The 19,562-nt window shown below is 65.8% G+C and carries 14 protein-coding genes; 5 read left to right on the forward strand and 9 right to left on the reverse strand.

Annotated features, from left to right (window positions below; all coding sequences use genetic code 11):
• The first annotated feature begins 1 nt into the window (after nucleotide 1).
• Nucleotides 2-613 carry a 3-isopropylmalate dehydratase small subunit gene (gene leuD, locus ACCD06_RS03505; RefSeq protein ID WP_413338824.1) on the forward strand — a complete coding sequence of 204 codons (612 nt, stop codon included), beginning with the start codon at nucleotides 2-4 and terminating at the stop codon, nucleotides 611-613.
• 11 nt (nucleotides 614-624) lie between these two features.
• Here leuD and ACCD06_RS03510 read toward each other — a convergent pair whose 3' ends face one another.
• Entirely contained in the window at nucleotides 625-1,485 is an 861-nt protein-coding gene (locus ACCD06_RS03510; RefSeq protein WP_413338826.1) for a polyphosphate kinase 2 family protein, read from the reverse strand.
• A 216-nt stretch (nucleotides 1,486-1,701) separates the two neighbouring features.
• On the opposite strand from ACCD06_RS03510, the gene ACCD06_RS03515 reads away from it, so the two are divergent.
• On the forward strand, nucleotides 1,702-5,022 hold the full coding sequence (locus ACCD06_RS03515) for a maltotransferase domain-containing protein (protein ID WP_413338828.1): 3,321 nt from the start codon (nucleotides 1,702-1,704) through the stop codon (nucleotides 5,020-5,022).
• 193 nt (nucleotides 5,023-5,215) lie between these two features.
• Here the strand turns inward: ACCD06_RS03515 and ACCD06_RS03520 are convergent, their stop codons facing one another.
• From ACCD06_RS03520 to ACCD06_RS03535, 4 genes are all read right to left on the reverse strand, one after another.
• Nucleotides 5,216-5,455, reverse strand: a complete 240-nt coding sequence (locus ACCD06_RS03520) for a hypothetical protein (RefSeq protein WP_413338830.1) — start codon at nucleotides 5,453-5,455, stop codon at nucleotides 5,216-5,218.
• Nucleotides 5,456-5,593: 138 nt separating this feature from the next.
• Nucleotides 5,594-5,773, reverse strand: coding sequence for a hypothetical protein (locus ACCD06_RS03525; RefSeq protein WP_109074176.1), 180 nt, complete (start codon nucleotides 5,771-5,773; stop codon nucleotides 5,594-5,596).
• Between the two features lie 97 nt (nucleotides 5,774-5,870).
• Nucleotides 5,871-6,878, reverse strand: a complete 1,008-nt coding sequence (locus ACCD06_RS03530; protein ID WP_413338832.1) for an alpha/beta hydrolase — start codon at nucleotides 6,876-6,878, stop codon at nucleotides 5,871-5,873.
• Nucleotides 6,868-7,866: an ABC transporter ATP-binding protein gene (locus ACCD06_RS03535; protein ID WP_413338834.1), complete on the reverse strand. Its 999-nt coding sequence runs from the start codon at nucleotides 7,864-7,866 to the stop codon at nucleotides 6,868-6,870. Before ACCD06_RS03535 ends, ACCD06_RS03530 begins: the two co-directional genes overlap by 11 nt.
• A gap of 180 nt (nucleotides 7,867-8,046) precedes the next feature.
• Here ACCD06_RS03535 and ACCD06_RS03540 point away from each other — a divergent pair, with 180 nt between their 5' ends.
• Nucleotides 8,047-8,235 carry a zinc-finger domain-containing protein gene (locus ACCD06_RS03540; protein ID WP_085086595.1) on the forward strand — a complete coding sequence of 63 codons (189 nt, stop codon included), beginning with the start codon at nucleotides 8,047-8,049 and terminating at the stop codon, nucleotides 8,233-8,235.
• A gap of 28 nt (nucleotides 8,236-8,263) precedes the next feature.
• Here the strand turns inward: ACCD06_RS03540 and ACCD06_RS03545 are convergent, their stop codons facing one another.
• Together ACCD06_RS03545 and ACCD06_RS03550 are read right to left on the reverse strand one after the other, a co-directional pair.
• Nucleotides 8,264-10,036, reverse strand: a complete 1,773-nt coding sequence (locus tag ACCD06_RS03545) for a protein kinase domain-containing protein (RefSeq protein ID WP_413338836.1) — start codon at nucleotides 10,034-10,036, stop codon at nucleotides 8,264-8,266.
• Nucleotides 10,037-10,110: 74 nt separating this feature from the next.
• Complete coding sequence (locus ACCD06_RS03550) at nucleotides 10,111-10,947, reverse strand: formate/nitrite transporter family protein (protein ID WP_109074179.1); 837 nt, start codon at nucleotides 10,945-10,947, stop codon at nucleotides 10,111-10,113.
• A 661-nt stretch (nucleotides 10,948-11,608) separates the two neighbouring features.
• On the opposite strand from ACCD06_RS03550, the gene ACCD06_RS03555 reads away from it, so the two are divergent.
• Nucleotides 11,609-13,666 carry an EAL domain-containing protein gene (locus tag ACCD06_RS03555; protein ID WP_109074180.1) on the forward strand — a complete coding sequence of 686 codons (2,058 nt, stop codon included), beginning with the start codon at nucleotides 11,609-11,611 and terminating at the stop codon, nucleotides 13,664-13,666.
• Nucleotides 13,667-13,720: 54 nt separating this feature from the next.
• Here ACCD06_RS03555 and ACCD06_RS03560 read toward each other — a convergent pair whose 3' ends face one another.
• Complete coding sequence (locus tag ACCD06_RS03560) at nucleotides 13,721-14,518, reverse strand: LuxR C-terminal-related transcriptional regulator (RefSeq protein ID WP_109074181.1); 798 nt, start codon at nucleotides 14,516-14,518, stop codon at nucleotides 13,721-13,723.
• A gap of 721 nt (nucleotides 14,519-15,239) precedes the next feature.
• Entirely contained in the window at nucleotides 15,240-18,032 is a 2,793-nt protein-coding gene (locus ACCD06_RS03565; RefSeq protein WP_413338839.1) for a carbohydrate-binding domain-containing protein, read from the reverse strand.
• Nucleotides 18,033-18,374: 342 nt separating this feature from the next.
• On the opposite strand from ACCD06_RS03565, the gene ACCD06_RS03570 reads away from it, so the two are divergent.
• Nucleotides 18,375-19,562, forward strand: a complete 1,188-nt coding sequence (locus ACCD06_RS03570) for a glycosyltransferase family 4 protein (RefSeq protein ID WP_413338841.1) — start codon at nucleotides 18,375-18,377, stop codon at nucleotides 19,560-19,562.

The raw sequence follows: 19,562 nt of genomic DNA on the forward strand, positions 1-19,562 counted from the left end.
AATGGACCCCTTCGTCACGTTGACCGCGCCGGCGGTGCCGCTCGACATCGCCAACATCGACACCGACCAGCTTCTGCCCGCCCGCTTCCTGAAGAAGCCGCGTAGCGCCGGCTATGGCAACTTCCTGTTCCATGACGAGCGCAAGCCCGGCTTCCCGCTGGACGATCCGGCCTATGCCGGGGCGGCCGTGCTGGTGAGCGACCGGAACTTCGGCTGCGGCTCCTCGCGGGAGGGGGCGGTTTATGCGCTGGTGGACGGGGGCTTCCGCTGCGTCGTCGCCCCCAGCTTCGGCGACATCTTCGCCGCCAACGCCGCCAAGAACGGCCTGCTGACCATCACCCTGCCGGAGGAAGCGGTGGCCACCCTGCGCCGCCAGCTGCAAGAAGCGCCGGGCGCCGCTGTCACCGTGGATTTGCCGGCCCAGACCCTGACCGGTCCGGACGGACGGCCGCTGCCCTTCGCCATCGACCCCTTCAAGAAGGAGTGCCTGATCGAAGGGCTCGACGACGTTGCGCTGACCCTGCGCCACCAGGACGCCATCGACCTCTTCGACCGGCGCGACGCCGAGCGGCGGCCGTGGGTGGTACCGGGGGTGGTGCCGGGCGTGGTCTGAGCGGCGGCGCCTTACTCCTGGCCGCTCCGCTCCTCGTCGGAAACGCCTGAAACCGGCAGGTCGGGTTCGATACCCAGCACCTCCGCGGCAATGCGGGCGACGTTGCCGTTGACGGGGGGAGGGGCGATGTTCACGCCCTCTTTCAGGGCGGCGGTGACGATCTCCAGCACCTTGAGGCGGGCAAACCATTTGGAGTTCGCCTCCACCGCATGCCATGGCGCCTGCGGGGTGGAGGTGTGGTCGAACATCGCTTCCGCCGCCTTGACGTAATCGTCCCATCTGGCGCGGTTGCGCAGGTCTTCCTCCGTCAGCTTCCAGCGCTTGTAGGGGTTCCTCATCCGCTCGCGGAAGCGTTCCAGCTGTTCTTCCGGGGTGATGTGCAGGAACAGCTTGATGATGCGCACGCCGTCGTCGGTCAGCAGCCGTTCGAACTCGTTGATCTCGTCATAGGCGCGCTTCCACTGGTCCTTGGTGGCGAATTTCTCCACCCGCTCCACCATGACGCGGCCATACCACGACCGGTCGAAGATGGCGAAGGTGCCGGCCGCCGGCAGCTTGGTCCAGAAGCGGTACAGGTAATGCTTTCCCTGTTCCTCCGCCGTGGGGGCGGAGATCGGCCAGACATGGAAGCCGCGGGGGTCGAGCGGTTCGGTCATGCGACGAATGGCCCCGCCCTTGCCGGCGGCGTCCCAGCCTTCGAACACCACGATGGCGCGGCGCTTCTCGTGCCAATAGGTCTGCTGGATGTGCAGCAGTTCCTTCTGAAGCTTGCCGAGTCGGCGATCGTACTCCTCCGGCGTTTCGATCCGTACCTTCTTCTGGTCCAGTTTACCGAGGCGGATTTTCGAGACCTTGCCGGGCTTCTCGGCCATTAGGTGCATCCTGTGCTGGTGGTATCCGTTGCGGGTTGCCATATGCGGCAGGCGGAACCTTCACCGCCCCAACCGGTTACCGGCGGGAGCACGGTGTCGGCCGCAGCGTGGGCATCGGTGCGTTCCGGAAGGGAACGGCAACGATGTCGCCTCGTCGATCCCACAACGGGGACCGGCGGCTGTCAACGGAGAAGCAGGCCCAAGGAAGGGGGTTCCATGAGCATCGTCGGACCACGCATCTACAACCTGTTTCCGACTCTGGTCGGTCCGGTCCGCGATTGGGCCGGGCACCTGCCGCGGATCCAGGGGATGGGATTCGACTGGATCTTCCTGAACCCGATCCATCAGCCGGGATTCTCCGGCAGCCTCTATGCGGTGAAGGATCCCTATCGGCTGCATGACGCGCTGCGCGGCGGCTCGCACGAGAGCGATGACGAGTTGCTGCGCCGCTTCACGGCCGATGCCGGGGCGCACGGCCAGTCGGTAATGATGGATTTCGTCATCAACCACACCTCCCGCGATGCCCTGCTGGTCGACCGGCATCCCGACTGGTACAAGCGCGGCCCCGATGGTGACCTGCACCGTCCGGGTGCCGTCGATCCCAACAACACCGCCCATGTCACGGTATGGGGCGACCTCGCTTCGCTGGATTATGACCGGGCGGAGTCTCGCGCCGGGCTGATCGGCTACTGGTCCGACTATCTGCGCCACTATATCGGGCTGGGCGTGAAGGGCTTCCGCTGCGATGCCGCCTATCAGGTGCCTGCGGAGGTGTGGAAGAGCCTGATCGACGCCGCCCACGCCGTGAACCCGGAGGTGAAGTTTTTCGCCGAGACGCTGGGCTGCACGGTGGAGCAGGTGCGCGAGCTGTGCGGCGCCGGCTTCGATTTCCTGTTCAACAGCGCCAAATGGTGGGACTTCAAGGCCGACTGGCTGCTAGACCAGTATGACGAATTCCGCTGGATCGCGCCGTCGATCGCCTTCCCGGAAAGCCACGACACCGACCGGCTGGCGGCGGAGGTCGGCAGCCAGGACGCGGTGCGGCTCGCCGCCCAGCTGAAGATGCATTATCTGTTCGCCGCCAGCTTCTCCACCGGCGTGCTGATGCCGATCGGTTACGAATACGGATTCACCCGCAAGCTGGACGTGGTGCGGACCAGCCCTGCCGACTGGGAGCAGCCGAAGCTGGACCTGACCGGCTTCATCGGCGCGGTCAATGCCATGAAGGCCGCCACCCCGGCGCTGAATGTCGAGGGGCCGCAACGCCGCGTGACCTCGCCCCACAGCCCGGTGCTGGGGCTGATCCGGCAGGTGGACGGCGCCGCGCTCGACCAGCCCGACGGCTGCGCCATCCTGGTGCTGAACCCCGACGAGAACCGGCCGCACACGCTGGATGTCGGCCCGGTGCTGGCGGCCACCGGCGGCACCTATGAAACGTTCGAGGATGTGACGCCGGAGGCCGATCCGCTGCCGATGGAACCCGGCGCGCCGATGATGCTGCGCCCGATGGAACTGCGCGTCTTCCGCGCCCGCGCCGCCCGCAGCCACCCGGTCGAACTGCACGACGTGGAGGAGCGGGAATGGATGGACTCCATCGCCGCCGGCCGCATGACCATCGAGAATGTCTATCCGGAGCTGGACGGCGGCCGCTTCGCCATCAAGCGCGCGGTCGGCGACGTGATGGAGGTGTGGGCCGACATCTACACCGACGGCACCTTCGTGCTCGCCGCCTCCGTCATGTACAAGGCGGACGGCGACGAGGAGTGGAGCGAAGCGCCGATGCGCTTCCACGAGAACGACCGCTGGGTTGGCAACGTGCCGCTGACCCGCAACGCCCGCTACACCTACAGCATCGAGGCGTGGCGCGACGTTTGGGAGAGCTGGCGCGCCGACTTCAAGAAGAAGGTCGATGCCGGCATGGTCGTCGATCTGGAACTGGTGGAGGGCCGCCGTTTCGTCGAGCAGGCGCTGGACCTGAACCATGGTGACGGCCGCGCCGCGCTGGAGGCGGTGATCGAGCGGATGCAGTCGCTGGCCGGCCGCGAGGCCATCGACTACGCCCTGTCGGACGAGCCGCGCCGCGTCATGAAGCAGTATGGCGAGCGGCAGTACAAGTCGCGCTATGTGCGCGAACTGGAGGTCTATGTCGACCGCACCGCCGGCGCCTATTCGGCGTGGTTCGAGATCTTCCCGCGTTCCGCCTCGCCCGACCCGTCGCGTCCCGGCAATTTCGACGACGTGGTGAACCTGCTGCCCATGGTGCGCGACATGGGCTTCGACGTGCTGTATTTCCCGCCGATCCATCCCATCGGCCGTGCCTTCCGCAAGGGCAAGAACAACACGCTGAATCCGGGACCCGACGATCCCGGCGTGCCCTATGCCATCGGCGCGGAGGAGGGCGGGCACGACGCCATCGATCCGATGATCGGCGACTTCGACAGCTTCCGCCGGCTGGTGTGCGAGGCCAAGCGCCATGGCATCGAGATCGCGTTGGACTTCGCCGTGCAGTGCTCCCCGGATCATCCCTGGGTGAAGGAGCATCCGCACTGGTTCTACTGGCGGCCCGACGGCACCATCCGCTACGCCGAGAATCCGCCGAAGAAGTACCAGGACATCGTCAATGTCAGCTTCTACCGCCAGTCCTATCCGGACCTGTGGTACGCGCTGCGCGACGTGGTGCTGATGTGGTGCAAGGAGGGTGTCCGCATCTTCCGCGTCGACAACCCGCACACCAAGCCCTTCCCCTTCTGGGAATGGATGATCCGCGAGGTGCAGGACCGCTACCCCGACGCCCTGTTCCTGGCCGAGGCCTTCACCCGGCCGAAGCTGATGAAGCGGCTCGCCAAGGTCGGCTTCACCCAGTCCTACAGCTACTTCACCTGGCGCACCACCAAGCCGGAGCTGACCGAATACCTGACCGAACTGACGCAGAGTGAATCGAGCGAGTACATGCGGCCGAACTTCTTCGCCAACACGCCCGACATCCTGCCGCCGATCCTGACCCATGGCGGCCGGCCGGCGCATATGATGCGGGCGGTGCTGGCGGCGACGCTGGCCGGCGTGTACGGTCTCTACGGCCCCTACCTGCTGTGCGAGGCGGAAGCCTATCCCGGCAAGGAGGAATACAACCACTCGGAGAAGTACGAAGTCCGGCACTGGGACTGGAACAAGCCCGGCAACATCCGCGACTACGTCACCGCCATCAACCGCATCCGCCGCGAGAACCCGGCGCTGCAGCAGTTCACCAATCTGCGCTTCTACAACGCCTTCGACGACAACATCCTGCTCTACGGCAAGATGACGGCGGCGAAGGACAATGTGATCCTGATCGCGGTGAACCTCGATCCCCACAACGGCCATGGCGGAACCATCGAGATTCCGCTGTGGGAACTGGGCCTGCCCGACGGCGCCCATGTCCAGGTGGAGGATCTGTTCAGCGGCCACCGCTTCACCTGGATCGGCAAGTTCCAGCATGTCTGGCTGGACCCCCACCGCAACCCCGCGGCGATCTGGCGGATCGTACCGCCGGGGGTGTGAGCCACGCACTTACCCCCACCCTGACCCTCCCCGCTGGGCGGGGGAGGGAAATGGACCTTTGTCGGCGTTCGGCGGCAGTCCCTCCCCCGCCCAGCGGGGGAGGTTAGGTGGGGGGCTAACTTTTCCATAAGCCAGATAAGAAAAAAGCGGCCCCGCAGGGCCGCTTTTTCTCAATCTCGTCTGTCCGCCGACTTCACCGCCGCCGGATCATCGTCACGCCGCCGACGGTCTTGTCGAGGAAGGCAATCATCGCGTCCGGCTTGTGACCGACGGAGCAGGCGGCGAAGGACATCCACCAGCGCGCCATCGGGGTGGTCCAACCGTAGCGGTCGGCGATGATCTGGACATCCATGGTAGAGGACATGGTCGATTGGGCAGTCGCCGCGGCGCGGGGGGCGCCGGACGGGGTAACCTGGGATTCGACGCTGTGCATGGTTCCTCCCAACGGGGACGTTCGGTGTCCGCTTATGCGGTACCTTAAGCCTCAACCGCTGAAAGTGGCAGAGTTGCTTTGGTCCTAAGGGGTACTATACCTTTGGCTGCAAAGGTCCCATGCCGCCGCATGCGCCTTTCAGGTAGGAGGAAGCGGCAATCCGCTGGCCCAGGCCACCAGCGCCACCAAGGCCGCGCGGTTGGCCGGCCGGAACAGCAGCGCCAGCCGCACCCACAGCGGCGAAACCTTGAATTCGGCAGCCATCGCCTCGACCTCCGCCGGAGACAGCCGCAGGTCGGGAGCGGGGTCTTCATTCATAGTGCATCCTCCGCAAATGCCATGGATCACGACGGAATAGGAACAATCCGCCTCGCCGGCAATTGCGCAGGTCTGTGTGACAATTTGTAGCAGCCCTTTACTTGGCCGCCAGCAACGCCCTTGGCGCCCGGTCGGCGCCGCTCGCCAGCGGCACCTTGGGGTTCTCGATCCAGGCGATGACGTCGTTGACGACCAGCTTGCCCTTCAGGTCGCGCAGCAGCATGTGGTAGCCGTCGGGATAGACGGCGACGACATGACGCCCGCCCGCCTCGAAATCCTTCAGCGCGCGTTCCACCGGCCGCGGCGGCAGAACCTCCTCATGCGCTCCGTAGAGCACCAGCGAAGGCGTCTGCAGGCGCTGGCAGGCGTCGAGCGCGCTGCCCATCAGATCGGTCAGCCCCTCCAGCGCATCGACGCGCGAGCCCTTGATGACCAACGGGTCGCGGCCCAGCGCCCGCAGCATCTCGATGTTGTCGGACGGATGGATGCCGAGGTCCTGCGGCGGATGCACCACCATGCCCGGCACGAGGTTGTAGGTGATCCACAGGGCGGCGCGCGGGAAGAAGCCCATCGCCTGCCGGCCCCAGACGGCAGGGGCGACCAGGATGGTGCCGTCGACCTTAGGCGGGTTGGGGCCGGTCATCGCGGTCAGCACCACCGCCCCGCCCATGCTCTCGCCCATCAGATAGACCGGGACGCCGGGATGGCGCCTGCGCACCATATCCACCGCGGTGCGGGCGTCACTGACCAGGGTGGGGGTGCCGGCCCAGACGCCGCGTTCACGGGTGGCGCCGAAGCCGCGCTGGTCGTAGGCGTAGGTGGCGATGCCGGCTGCGGCGAAGTCGCGGCCGGCGCCGTCGAAGGCGTTGGAATAGTCGTTGTAGCCGTGCAGGGCCACCACCGCGGCCCTCACACGGCCGTTGGCCGGAAGCCAGGAGCGCATCGGCAGTTCGAAGCCGTCGGCGGCGATCAGCACGCGGTCGTTCAGCTGCGGCTGGACGACGGCCGTTCCCATCGGCTGGAAATCCGCGGCACAGCCGCCAAGCAGAAGCCCCAACCCCAGAACAGCCGCCAAGCCGACAGCCGCCGATCCGCTATGCCGCATGGATTACCCCTGTGTCGCTGTGCGCACCACCCGTCAGTTGGAGGAATATATCCTCGAGATCCGATTCCTCGGTCGTGACATCGACTATCCCGATTCCCGAAGCGGCCAGGGCCGACAGGATGGCGCCGGCGCGCTGGCGGCTGGGCTGATAGCGGACGACCAACCGACGCGGCTCCGGCAGTTCCACCGTATACCCTTCCAGCGAGGCCGGGGCGGCGGTCAGATCACGGTCGAGCGTCAGGCACAGCGCCTTGTTGTCGACCCGGCGCAGCAGGGTCGTCTTCGGCTCGCACGCCACCACCTGCCCATGGTTGATGATGGCGATGGTGTCGCACAGCTCCTCCGCCTCCTGCAGATAGTGGGTGGTCAGCAGGACGGTGGTGCCGGACTTGTTCAGCATGCGCACATAGTCCCAGAGCTGGCGGCGCAGTTCCACGTCGACGCCGGCGGTCGGCTCGTCGAGGATCAGCACGGGCGGGGTGTGGACCATCGCCTTCGCCACCATCAGGCGGCGCTTCATGCCGCCGGACAGCGAGCGGGCATGGGCGTCGGCCTTGTCGGCCAGCCCGACGGCCTCCAGCAGCTCCTCCGTCCGGCGTTCCTTCTTCGGCACGCCGTAAAGGCCGGCCTGAAGCTCCAGCATCTCGCGCGGGGTGAAGAAGGGGTCCATGTTCAGTTCCTGCGGCACCACGCCGATGGAGGCGCGGGCGCGGCGCGGATGCTCCGACACCTCGTGGCCCCAGATGGTGGCGGTGCCGCCGGTCTTGTTCACCAGCCCGGCGAGGATGTTGATCATCGTCGACTTGCCGGCGCCGTTGGGGCCGAGCAGCCCGAACAGCGACCCGCGCGGAATGGCGAGGTCGATGCCCTTCAGCGCATGCTTCGGCCCGGCCTTGCCGGTCGGCTGGTAGATCTTGGTCAGGCCGCGCAGCTCCACGGCGTTGGCCGGAAGCGAGACGGGCGTGGGGGTATCGGTGGGCGCGGCCATTGATCCTGAACCATGATGTTTGCGGTTGGCGAAAAAGCCCGCGAGTCCGGTGGTTTCCCCCGTTGATCCGCGGCGCGCGATGGGTATCATCCGGCCCGCGCGCGCGGAACCCCGATCGGGGGGCCCGGACAGCGGGCGTGTCCACGATGGCGTGAACCGGCGCGCCTGTCAAAACAGAGGATGACTGCCATGCAGCCGACCGAGACGATCCTTGTTGAAACCTCGACCGTCGGGTGCGACGGCGGCGGCGGCGCGCTGGGCCATCCGCTGGTCTATCTGACGCTGGATCGCGAAGGGCAGGTCGAATGCCCCTACTGCTCGCGCCTCTACAAGCTGAAGGAAGGCGCCAAGGTCGCCCACGGGCACTGATTGCGCGTTCGTCCTGCTGGCGGGCGGTTCAGACCCGTCCGGCCAGCAGGACCAGCACCGCCAGCGCCAGCAGTGCCGACAGCCCCTGCCAGAAGGCCAGCGGGTTGCGGTCGATCAGCGGCCGGCGCCGCAGTCCCGCGGCATGCTTGCGCGGGTGGCGCAGGTCGTACAGGAACTCCGACAATTCCTGATAGCGCTTGGCCGGGTCCGGATGGACCGCCTTGCGCAGCACGCCGTCAAGCCAGACGGGGATGTCCCGCTGGTCGCTGAGCGCCGTGCGGTAGACCAGCTTCCGTTGGCGCGCCCGCGTGGTGGCGGTCGCAGCGTCGGCGCCATAGGGCAGACGGCCGGTCAGCATCTGATAGGCGATGACCCCCAGCGCATAAAGGTCGGAGGCCGGCGTCCCGCCTTCGCCAAGAAGATATTCGGGGGCGGTGTATTGCAGGGTGCCGAGAATTTCGCCGCGGTCGGCGTCGGGCATCGTCTCCAGGATGCCGGGCACGAGGACCGATCCGAAATCGACGATCTTCACCGTCCCGGTCCGGTCGATCATCACATTGTCGGGCCGCAGGTCCTGGTGCAGCATCTCCAGCCGGTGGAAGGCCTGCAGCCCCTTGCCGATCTGCTCGACGATGGCGCGCACGGTGGGCAGGTCGGGGTCGGGGTGGTCGCGCATCCACTGGGTCAGCGTCTGGCCGTCCAGATGTTCGGTGACGACAAAGAGGTGGCGGCGCGGCCGGTTCTGCGGCGGGGCCTTCAGCACATGCGGGCTGTTGATCCGCCGGGCGATCCACTCCTCCATCAGGAAGCGCCGCAGATGGGCGCGGTCGTCGCGCCGGTCGATGGCCGGCACCTTCAGCGCCACGGCGGGACCGCCTGCGTCCTCCCGGGCTCCATCCTGGGCCAGATAGACATGGCTGCGGCTGCTGGCGTGCAGTTCGCGCAGGATGCGGTAGCCCTCGAACTCGGCCCCAGGTTCCAGCAGGGGCGGTGGGGGCAGGTCGGACAGCCGCGATAGCAGGTCGCCGGCATCCGCATCGGGGATCGCGTCGATTCGCACGATCTGGAGCGTCAGGTTGTCGGTGCTGCCCCGCCGCAGCGCCTCCTCCACCGCGAGTCGGGCCGCGCGGTCGAGGTCGTCGCCATGGTCGGCGATGGCGTTGATTAAAAAATCGGCATCGACATGCTCATAGACGCCATCGGTCGCCAGCAGGAAGACGTCGCCGGCTTCCACCGGCAGTTCCCGGCAATCGATCTCCACATGCGGCACCACGCCGATCGCCCGGCCGAGATAGCTGACCTCCGACGACACCATCACCCGGTGGTCGGTGGTCAGCTGCTCCAGCGCGCGACCGGCGATGCGGTAGATGCGGGAATCGCCGACATGGAACAGATGGGCGGTGGCCGATTTCAGCACCAGCGCGCTGAGCGTGCAGGCAAAGCCGCGGTCCTGGTCGTAGCGGTATTCGCTGCGCCGGTTCTGGGCGTGCAGCCAGCTGTTGGCCGCCGCCAGCACCCGCTGCGCCGAGGTCCTCACCGACCAGCTTTCCGGTGTGCAGTAATAGTCGGTCAGGAAGCTCTTCACCGCGGTTTCGCTGGCGATGTGGCTGACCCGGCTGCTGCTGATGCCGTCGGCCAGCGCCACCGCGATCCCCTTCATGCCAAGCAGCGGCGGCGTCGGGATCAACGCCCCGTGGAAATCCTGATTGGCCTCCTTCCGCCCCTTGTCGGAACATTGGCCGATGGAGATCCGCAGCTCTTTCAAGATGTCGGCATTTGGCACGATGTCGGCACTTGGCACGATGTCCGCCCTTGGCAAGGAAAACCCCGGCCCAAGGCGGACCGGGGTGGTGACGGGATGACGGGCAGGGCGCCTTATTCGGCCGGCTGCAGGCCGGCCTGATGCAGGCGGCGCTTCGGCGCCGTGCGGACATGGGTGGCGTAGAGCGTCAGCCCGGTGAAGGCCAGACCGCCGACCAGATTGCCCAGCACCGTCGGCAGCTCGTTCCAGATCATGTAGTCCATGATCGAGAAGTTGCCGCCCATCAGCATCGCCGACGGGAACAGGAACATGTTCACCACCGAATGCTCGAAGGTCATGCCGAAGAACAGCATGATCGGCATCCACATGGCGATCACCTTGCCGCTGACCGAGGTGGAGATCATGGCGCCGACGACGCCGGTGGAGACCATCCAGTTGCACAGCATGCCGCGCAGGAAGATGGTCAGCATGCCGGCCGCGCCATACTGGGCATAGCCCAGCGTCCGGTTCTCGCCGATGTGCGAGATGACGGTGCCGACCTTGTCCGGCGGGGTGGAGAAGCCATAGGTGAAGACCACGGCCATCATCACCGCGACCGTCAGCGCGCCCAGGAAGTTGCCGATGAACACCAGCCCCCAGTTGCGCAGCACGCCGCCGATGGTGACGCCCGGCCGCTTGTCGATCAGCGCCAGCGGCGACAGCACGAACACGCCGGTCAGCAGGTCGAAGCCCAGCAGATACAGCATGCAGAATCCGACCGGGAACAGGATGGCGCCGATGATCGGGAAGCCCGTCTGGACCGTGACCGTGACGGCGAAGACCGCCGCCAGCGCCAGGATCGCCCCGGCCATATAGGCGCGGATGACGGTGTCGCGGGTGGACATGAAAATCTTGGATTCGCCGGCATCCACCATTTTGGTGACGAACTCGGAGGGCACCAGATACGACATGACGAGTCCCCTTGGAACAAGCGCTGAAGGAGCGGCACGCAGCGTCCGGTGAAGCCCGCGCGGCACCGGTCCGGTGCGGGGCGGGGGAGGAAAGACGCGCTGCGTGTGATTTGGGTGCGGGCCCCGGTCATTGGTCCCGCGCGGGTCAAACCGCCGTTGGCTTGAACGGGGAAAAGCACTGCACGCGATGTGCCAACTGCACGGATGCCGGAAATCCGGCGGAATTCGCCCGTCGCCCTTCCAGTCGCGATGTGACGTGGTGCCGCAATTGCCCAAAGACTGTGCTGCGATGAATAAAAAACAGCCATTGGTATAGGAAGGATTGTGAGACACGGCAGGCTTGCCGTCGTCAACCGCGCCGCGGTTGGGCTGAAGTCTTTCAGATCTTTAACCGTTCCAGAGAAGACTATCGTTCCGCATCAATGCTTTGGCCGAAAACAGGCGAGGCCGGCCCGCCTATGGGTCAGGTTCGGTTACCTTTTTGTTATAATTTCCCTTCATATTGTGAGACAGTATCGGCGATGTCGCTTGACGGGTCTCTCCGAACCGACGTCTACTTTGCCGCATTGCGGAAAAGCGGAAGTTCCACAATCGTTGTTTGAGTTGCAGGCTTATGTTTTTTCCAGGCGGTTCGGGATTGGCGTCGGATGAGGCGCGCACGATGAGTCACGAGACGGAAGAACAGTATCGCAGCATCTTCGAAAATGCTGTCGAGGGCATCTATCAGACGACTGTCGACGGCCGTTACCTGCGGGTCAATCCGGCTCTTGCGGACATCTATGGCTATGCTTCGCCCGAAGACCTGATCGCCAACCTCACCGACATTGCCTGTCAGCTCTATGTCGATCCCGGCAAGCGCGAGGCCTTCGCCGATCTGATGGCCCGCCAGGACCGGGTCCACAGTTTCGAGGCGCGCGTCTTCCGCCGCGACGGGTCCATCATCTGGATTTCGGAGAGCGCGCGCTGCGTGCGCGACGCCGCCGGCCGCATCCGCTACTACGAAGGCACCGTCCAGGACATCACCGAACGCAAGCAGCATGAGGAGAAGATCCGGCTGCTCGCCACCGTGTTCGACAGCGTTGCCGACGGCATCCTGATCGTCGATCCGGAGTTGACGGTCCAGGCGATCAACCCGGCCTACGAGATCATGACCGGCTTCCAGCGGGAGGAACTGCTGCGCCGGCCGCTGGTCCTCTTCGCCCCCGGCTCGCACGAGCGGGAGTTCATCGACGCCATCTGGACCACCGCGCGGCAGGCCGGGCGCTGGCAGGGGGAGGTCACCAGCTTCCGCCATTCCGGCGACGCCTTCGCCGCCGCCCTGTCGGTGACGTCGGTCCGCGCGCCGGGCGGCGTGCTGGAACATTATGTCCTGACCATCGCCGACATCAGCCAGCGCAAATCACAGGAACACCAGATCCGCTATCAGGCCAGCTTCGACCGGCTGACCGACCTGCCCAACCGCTGGCTGGTCTGCGAAAGGCTGGAGGAGGCGATCGTCCGCGCCCAGCGCGGCAAGAGCAAGGTCGCCGTCGCCTTCCTCGACCTCAACCGCTTCAAGCAGGTGAACGACACGCTGGGCCACCATGCCGGCGACGAACTGCTGAAGCTGGTGGCGCGGCGCCTGCGCAACTGCACGCGCATGACCGACACGGTCGGCCGGCTGGGCGGGGATGAGTTCCTGATCGTCGCACCCGACGCCGCCGATCGTTCCGCCGGGGCCCGGCTGGTAGAGAAGGTGCTCTATTCGATGTCGGAGCCGTTCAGCGTCCATAATCAGGAGCTGTTCTGCGGCGCGTCCATCGGCATCGCCTTCTACCCCGACGACGGCGAGACGGCGGACCAGCTTCTGCGCAACGCCGATCTGGCGATGTACCATGCCAAGCGCAACCCGGAGCACAAATACGTCTTCTACGACAACGGGATGCGCGAACGGTCGGGCTTTACGCTGGGGCTGGAGAGCGATCTGCGCCGCGCCAGCGGCGGCGACGAGTTCGAACTGCATTTCCAGCCGAAGATCGACCTTGCCGGCAACCGCACCATCGGAGCGGAAGCGCTGATCCGCTGGCGCCATCCGGTGCGCGGCATGGTCAGCCCGGCGGAGTTCATTCCGCTGGCCGAGGAAACCGGTTTGATCTGGGAGATCGGCGCCTGGACGCTGATCGAATCCTGCCGCCGGCTGGCGGGTTGGATCGAGCGCGGTCTGCCGATCCCGTCGGTGTCGGTCAACCTGTCGCCGCGCCAGTTCCAGGACGCCCGCCTCGTCGGCTTCGTCCGCAGCGTGGTGGAGTCCGCCGGAATTCCGGCCGACCGGTTGGAACTGGAGCTGACCGAAGGCGCCATGATCGGCGACATCGAGAAGGCGGTGACGATCCTCAACGGGCTGAAGGACATCGGCGTCCGCCTGTCGATCGACGATTTCGGCACCGGCTATTCCTCGCTGGCCTATCTGAAGCGCTTCCCGATCGACACGCTGAAGATCGACCGCAGCTTCGTCCGCGACATCGTCAAGTCGACCACCGATCCGGCCATTGTCGGCACCATCGTCAATCTGGCCGAAAGCCTGGGCTTCGACACCATCGCCGAGGGGGTGGAGACGCAGGAACAGGCCGATATGCTTCGCCTGCAGCGCTGCACCCGCATCCAGGGCTACCTCATCAGCCGGCCGCTGCCGGTCGACCAGTTCGAGACCTTCCTCAGCAACAGCGTGGTGCCGGCCTGAAGCCAGGAAGGGACGGGCGCCGCCATGCCGGCGCCCGCGCGCTTTCTGCCAGGGTTACGGTGCCGTCCGTTCCAGGAAATACTCCATCTCCTGGATGATGCCGCTCTGCGCGGCCCAGAGGGCGGCCTGGGTGCGGTTGCGGACGTTGATGGTCTGCATGATGTGGCGGACATGCAGCTTCACCAGATCCTCCGTCATCCCCATCTCGCGCGCGATCTCCTTGTTGCTGCATCCGTCCATGATCAGCTTCAGGATACGGGCGTGGCGCGGGTAGAGGCCGGGATAGCCCAGAAGTTCGCTTTCGTGCTGGGCCATCGCCCCGTCCTCTCCGCCCCGGCGGAGCGCGGTGGGGGAGAAATAGTCGAAGCACTCCTCCGGCACCACCGGCTCGCCGGCATGGATCAGGCGCAGCGCCAGCACGAAGGCGGTCGGGGCCATCCGGTTCAGCAGATAGCCGCGCACGCCGAAGCGCAGGGCCATCCGCATGTGATGCGCGGAGAACTCGTCGGCGATCATCGCCAGCTTGGCCTGCTCGCCGTACCAACTGCGGAAGTTCCAGGCGTCGGTCTTCAGAGAGGCGAGGTCGAACAGGACGATGTCCGCCGTCCGTTCGGAACCGCCGTTGCCGGCCGGCGGTTCCAGCGTGGCCACGGCCCCGCCGGCCGACAGGCCGTCGGAGTAGCGGTCGGGGCCGCCGTTGGTCCGGCCATTCCACATCGGCTTGGGTGAAAGTCCGGTTGCGAGGCGGCTTTGCGGATCAATGACCTCGAAACAGTCGTCCAGGATGTTCAGGATGGATTCGCGCAGCAATCGGCTTTGGTTGTGAACAATCACACGAATGCGATCGGACATGTCCGTCTCCCCCAAGAAATAGACGAATTGGCGGACGGTATCGCGCGGCCGGAAGGCAAGGATTCCCCCCTGGACGCTTTGCTTCGACGTCGGTGGCTCCGGTACATGGCAATTCAGGTCTGCCGGATTCTCGTGTCCGGCGTACACCCCTCGGCCCCCCGTTCGGGCCGTTGCCACCCTAGTCTCCGGTACCTCCACGCCTGGCCGCGCAATGCCGCATATCCGATGGACGGTGCACGTTGTATCGGTCCTCTCGTGCTCGCCCGATCGAATTTAGATCAAACTATGATCCGGCACTCACGGCATTGTCTGCTGCACTTCTGGAATGGTTCCAGGCTCAGTGGGGTGTGAACTCATACTGTCCGGGCAGAGTCCTTCGTCAGAAGGCCAGCAGTAATAAGTCATCCTCGCACGCGAATATGGAAGTGATTACCCGCTGAAGCGAGGTCCGTCCCTGGCGGGTTGCGCCGAGTGGGGAAGGTCCCAAGCAAAGGAAGCCAAACGATATTGCCGTTCAAAGAAGAAAAAGTTCTTTGTAAGACAACTTATATTAGATGGCTCGTCTTTGGGTCGGTCTGCACTGGGCCAGTTCACTGACGATAATATAGACTCTTAAACAGAGTTTGCCAGGACATTTTTCGCTGAACACGGAAACGAAAACGGAGCCCCGCCGGGACGGGACTCCGCTTTCGTTTCGACGGGTTGCCGCCGGGCTTCCGCTTTAGGCCGCCATGTCGTGGGTGATGGCGAAGACGCCGGTGTCCCAGCGGGCGATGGTGGTGTCGAAGCCGCCGACACCATTCACCACGTCGAAGCCCTGCGTGGTGTTGTGGATCAGGTCCTGGACCGTGTAGTGGCCGTTGGCGAGCTGAAGCTCCACATGGGTGTCAACCGCCTTGCGTGCCGCGGTGTCGTTGAAGTCGACCCGATCGGAGGCGACGACGATCAGCCGGTCCTTCTGGTCGTAGAAGCCGTAGCCGGTGATCTGGGCGTCCGGATCCTTGTCGGTGAAGGTCAGCGGGTAATGGTAGTTCAGCGCCTCGTCGCCGATCAGGACCGGCGCCTTGGCCTTCAGGGCGGCGATCTCGGCGTCGCTGAACAGGTTGTGGCCATCGTAGGTCGCCTGCGGAATGATCCAGGCGCTGGGCGTGCTGGCCTTGGTCATCGACGGCAGGGCCGCGTCGCTGACGTAATAGCCGAAGGTCGCGCCGGCATCATGCAGCTTGGTGATCGGCTCCAGCAGCTCGCCGAGATAGGCGTTGCCGATGGCATTGCCGTCGGGCTCCAGCGCGTTCATCGCCTTCTCGGCATTGGCGCTGTAATAGAGCGCCGGGCCGAAGGGACGGGTCGGCACGATGTCGCGCAGCATGTCCAGCCACGGCTGCTTCACCTCGCCCCAATCGTGATAGCTGCGCGACCACTGTTCCGCCGCGCGGCGGACGCCGCCCTGGTCGTCGGCGATCATCGTCCAGCCGCTCTGCAGCCAGGTCTGTTCCAGGCGGCCCCAGCCCAGTTCCTCGCGCACCGTACCGGTCACGCCGGTGTAGAGGCTGTTCACCGCACCCCAGTAATCATCCTCCGACGAGGACATCATGTGGCCGAAATGGGCGTCCGGCGCGCGGGCGGCATGGATGCCCAGCATCGCCTGCTCGTAGGAGGCCGGCGCCTGCTTGTGCTGCATCTCGAAGCGTTCGAGGGTCTGCACGTTGAACAGGATGTCCTTCTCGTTCATCGTGTCCGCGATCACGCGGGCGTCGACGCCGGCGAATTCGCGCATCGCCGCCGGGGTGAAGGACACCTGGGTGGTCAGCCATGCGGCGTGGCCGGTGTTCTTGACGATGGCATCGTCCAGCGCCTTCCAGCCATAGGCCCAGCCGTCGACGAAGTAATCCAGCCACTGGGTCGGGTGGTTGTCGACGATGTCCGCCGCCTGCTGCGCCAGCGTGCTGCCCGCCACCTTGATGCCGGTCTTGGCGCTGAACTCTGCGATCATGCGGCTGTTGAAGAAGTCCATCACGCCGGAATGCGGGCTGCCGTCGAAGAAGTCGGCCAGCTCATAGCCGCGGGTGCCGGTCAGGGCCGACAGGCGGCCCAGCTTGTCGGCCATCCAGTCGGCGTAATGGGCTGTGCCGCCGGTCCAGCCGGCCGGCGCGTCCTTGGCGTCCAACGGCATCAGCGGGCTGATATAGCCCCAGCCACTGGGATTGCTGCTGTCGGCGTTCAGGACGTAGCCCTCGGCGTCGCGGCCCAGATACTGCTGATGCGCCTTGACCCAGGACACCCAGGCCTTGTGGCCGCCCAGGCTGGCGAACTCACCGCCGTTCTGCGACTCCGTGAAGGTATCCTCCCACAGCTGCAGGCCGATCAGCGGCATCACCCCGTCGGACAGATGACCGGCGGCGACGTCGCGGGTTTCCTTCAGGTGGGCGGCGTTGGAGTAATCGGGCACAGATTCCCAGAACAGGTGCTGCGGCGCCAGCCCGCGGTCGGCACCCCAGGAGATGGTCGACACATCGGACATCAGCGGCGGCCGGTCGCTGCTGACCCCGGCGCTGGCGCTGTGGTCGTTCTTCGGCAGCGTGGTGGTGGGCGTCGTCGGAGCCGGCGTGGTGGGGGCGGGCGCAGTCGGGGTAGGGGAAGTCGGGGTGGGTGCCGTGGGCGTGGTGGTCGTCGTACCGCCGAGCATGTCCTTGGTGACGGGAACGCTCAGCGTGCCGTTCCACCAAAGGCCCTGCTGGCCGGAGATGACGTCCTTTCCGTCCAGCGCGCCGCGGTCATAGGTGACCCCGGCGGCGTTGGAGGCGACGCTGTGCCCGTTCACCACGACCGAACCAACAAAAAGGCTGCGGTCCTGGCCGTTGACGACGGCGTCATTGTCGTACTGGACCTGGACCTTGTGCGCCTGGGTCGGGTCGAGATCGACCGTGAATTTGTAGGCGGTCTGGCTGGTGGCGGCCACCTTGGCGTCGCCCACCGCCTTGCCGTCGACGAGAAGCTTGAAGTGCGGCGGCACGCCGCCGGCGCTCTTGCCCCAGGCATTGACGACGACGCTGTAGGACTTCGTCCCCGCCGGCACCGCAGCCGCCGGATCGGCAATATCGGCCGCCGGGAACAGCGAGGCCGGCAGCGGCACGTTCAGCGCGCCGCCCCAATACAGGGCTTCCTGCCCCTTCACCACGTCCTTTCCGTCGACCGCACCCTTGTCATAGGTGACCGACGGATCGGTGGCGGCGATCGACGTGCCGTTCACCGAGACGGCGCGGACGAACAGGTTGCGGTCGACGCCGCCCGACAGGCCGTCATTGTCGTAGACGATCTGCAGCTTGTGCGCGCTGTCGGCCGCGACCTTGGCGGAGATGGTGTAGCGCCCCAGGGTGCTGCTGTTCACCGTCGCCTGACCGATGGTCGCGCCGTCGAGCTTGAGCGCCAGATGCGGCCAGACGCCGCCGGCTGCTTGTCCCCATGCGTCGATCGCGAAGGTGACATCGATGAGATTGGACCCGGTGAGCGACATCGGCACGACTCCCATTAATCGAATATTAAGATCTTGCTAGACTGGGTTAACCGTATCGGTTGGATTACCCTGCTCGTTGGGAGTAGTCGCACAGAATTCGCTATATAATGGAGAGTCAATCTTGGGACATGACTCTGACTCATCTTTGACTCTTCCAAAAAAATCGATTTTGAGTCCGCGAATGTTTTAGTGTCTGAAGGACTGAGTCAGACAACGGCAGTCTTAAGCCTGTTGTGTGGTGTCCGTATCTTTCGTTTGTTTGGCGTGGGTGCCGGCGCCGTGCTCCACTTCGGCACGAACCGCCGCAAATACCGCCGATCAGACCGGGCAGGAGATCGTTCCATGCGCACCGCTTCCCTGCGCATCGCCGTCGTCACGCAGAAGATCGTCCGGCATGACGGACAGGGGCGTGTGAACGCCGTTGTGGTCGACGAACTGCTCCGCCGCGGGCATGAGGTCATCGCCATCGCGTCGGAATTGGCGGAGGAACTGGCGCGCCATCCCCGCTTGCGCTGGGTCCCGGTCAGCGGCGGCGGTGTGCCCACGCAATTGGCGAAGGACCAGCTGTTCGCCTGGAGGGCGAGCCGGGCCTTGGCGCGGGAACGGCAGGCGGGAATTGACCGGGTGGTGGTGAACGGCTTCGTCAGTTGGGCGCGGTCGGACGTGAATGCCGTGCATTTCGTCCATTCCGCCTGGATGCGCTCCGCCACCCATCCGATCCGCAAGGGCGTTTCGCCGCTGTCGCTCTATCGCGCGCTCTACACCCTGCTGAATGTCGGCTTCGAGCGCTGGAGCTTCCGCCGCGCCGGACGGCTGGTGGCCGTCTCACGGACCGTTGCGGACGAACTGCGCCGGGACGGCATCGAGACTGCCCGGCTGCGGGTGATCGACAATGGCGTCGATGTCCGGGAGTTCCGTCCGGGCACGCCCGATCCGACGCTGTTCGGCCTGCCGACCGGCCGTCCTGTGGCGCTGTTCGTCGGCGACGCCCGCAGCGACCGCAAGAATCTGGACGGGGTGCTGCGTGCGCTGGCCGAGGTGCCCGATCTGGCGCTGGCGGTGGTCGGCGACGAGCGCGGCGGCCCGTTCCCGGCGATGGCGCGGGCGCTGGGGGTGGAGGATCGGGTTCGCTTCCTCGGCCATCGGCGCGACGTGGCGGCGCTGATGCGGGCGGCCGACCTGTTCGTCTTTCCGACCCGCTATGAACCCTTCGGTCTCGTCCTGCTGGAGGCGGCGGCCAGCGGGCTGCCGGTCGTCACCACCCGGCTGGCCGGCGCCGGCCGTCTGCTGGAGGACGGCGCCGCCATCCTGCTGGACGACCCGGACGCGCATGGGGATCTGGTGCGGGCGATGCACGCTCTTGCCGCGGACCCGTCACTGCGCCGCCGGATGGGCGAGGCAGGCCGCCGCATCGCCGAGAGCCAGGACTGGTCGGTGACGGCCGGACACTATGCCGATCTGCTGGAGGAACTTGGGCCGGCGGATCAGCCGGTCGACGGGCGGCGGCTGTTGACCGGGTCGGCGTCCTGA

Origin of the sequence: Azospirillum sp. CT11-132, assembly GCF_047302835.1 — a bacterium.
GTDB lineage: Bacteria > Pseudomonadota > Alphaproteobacteria > Azospirillales > Azospirillaceae > Azospirillum.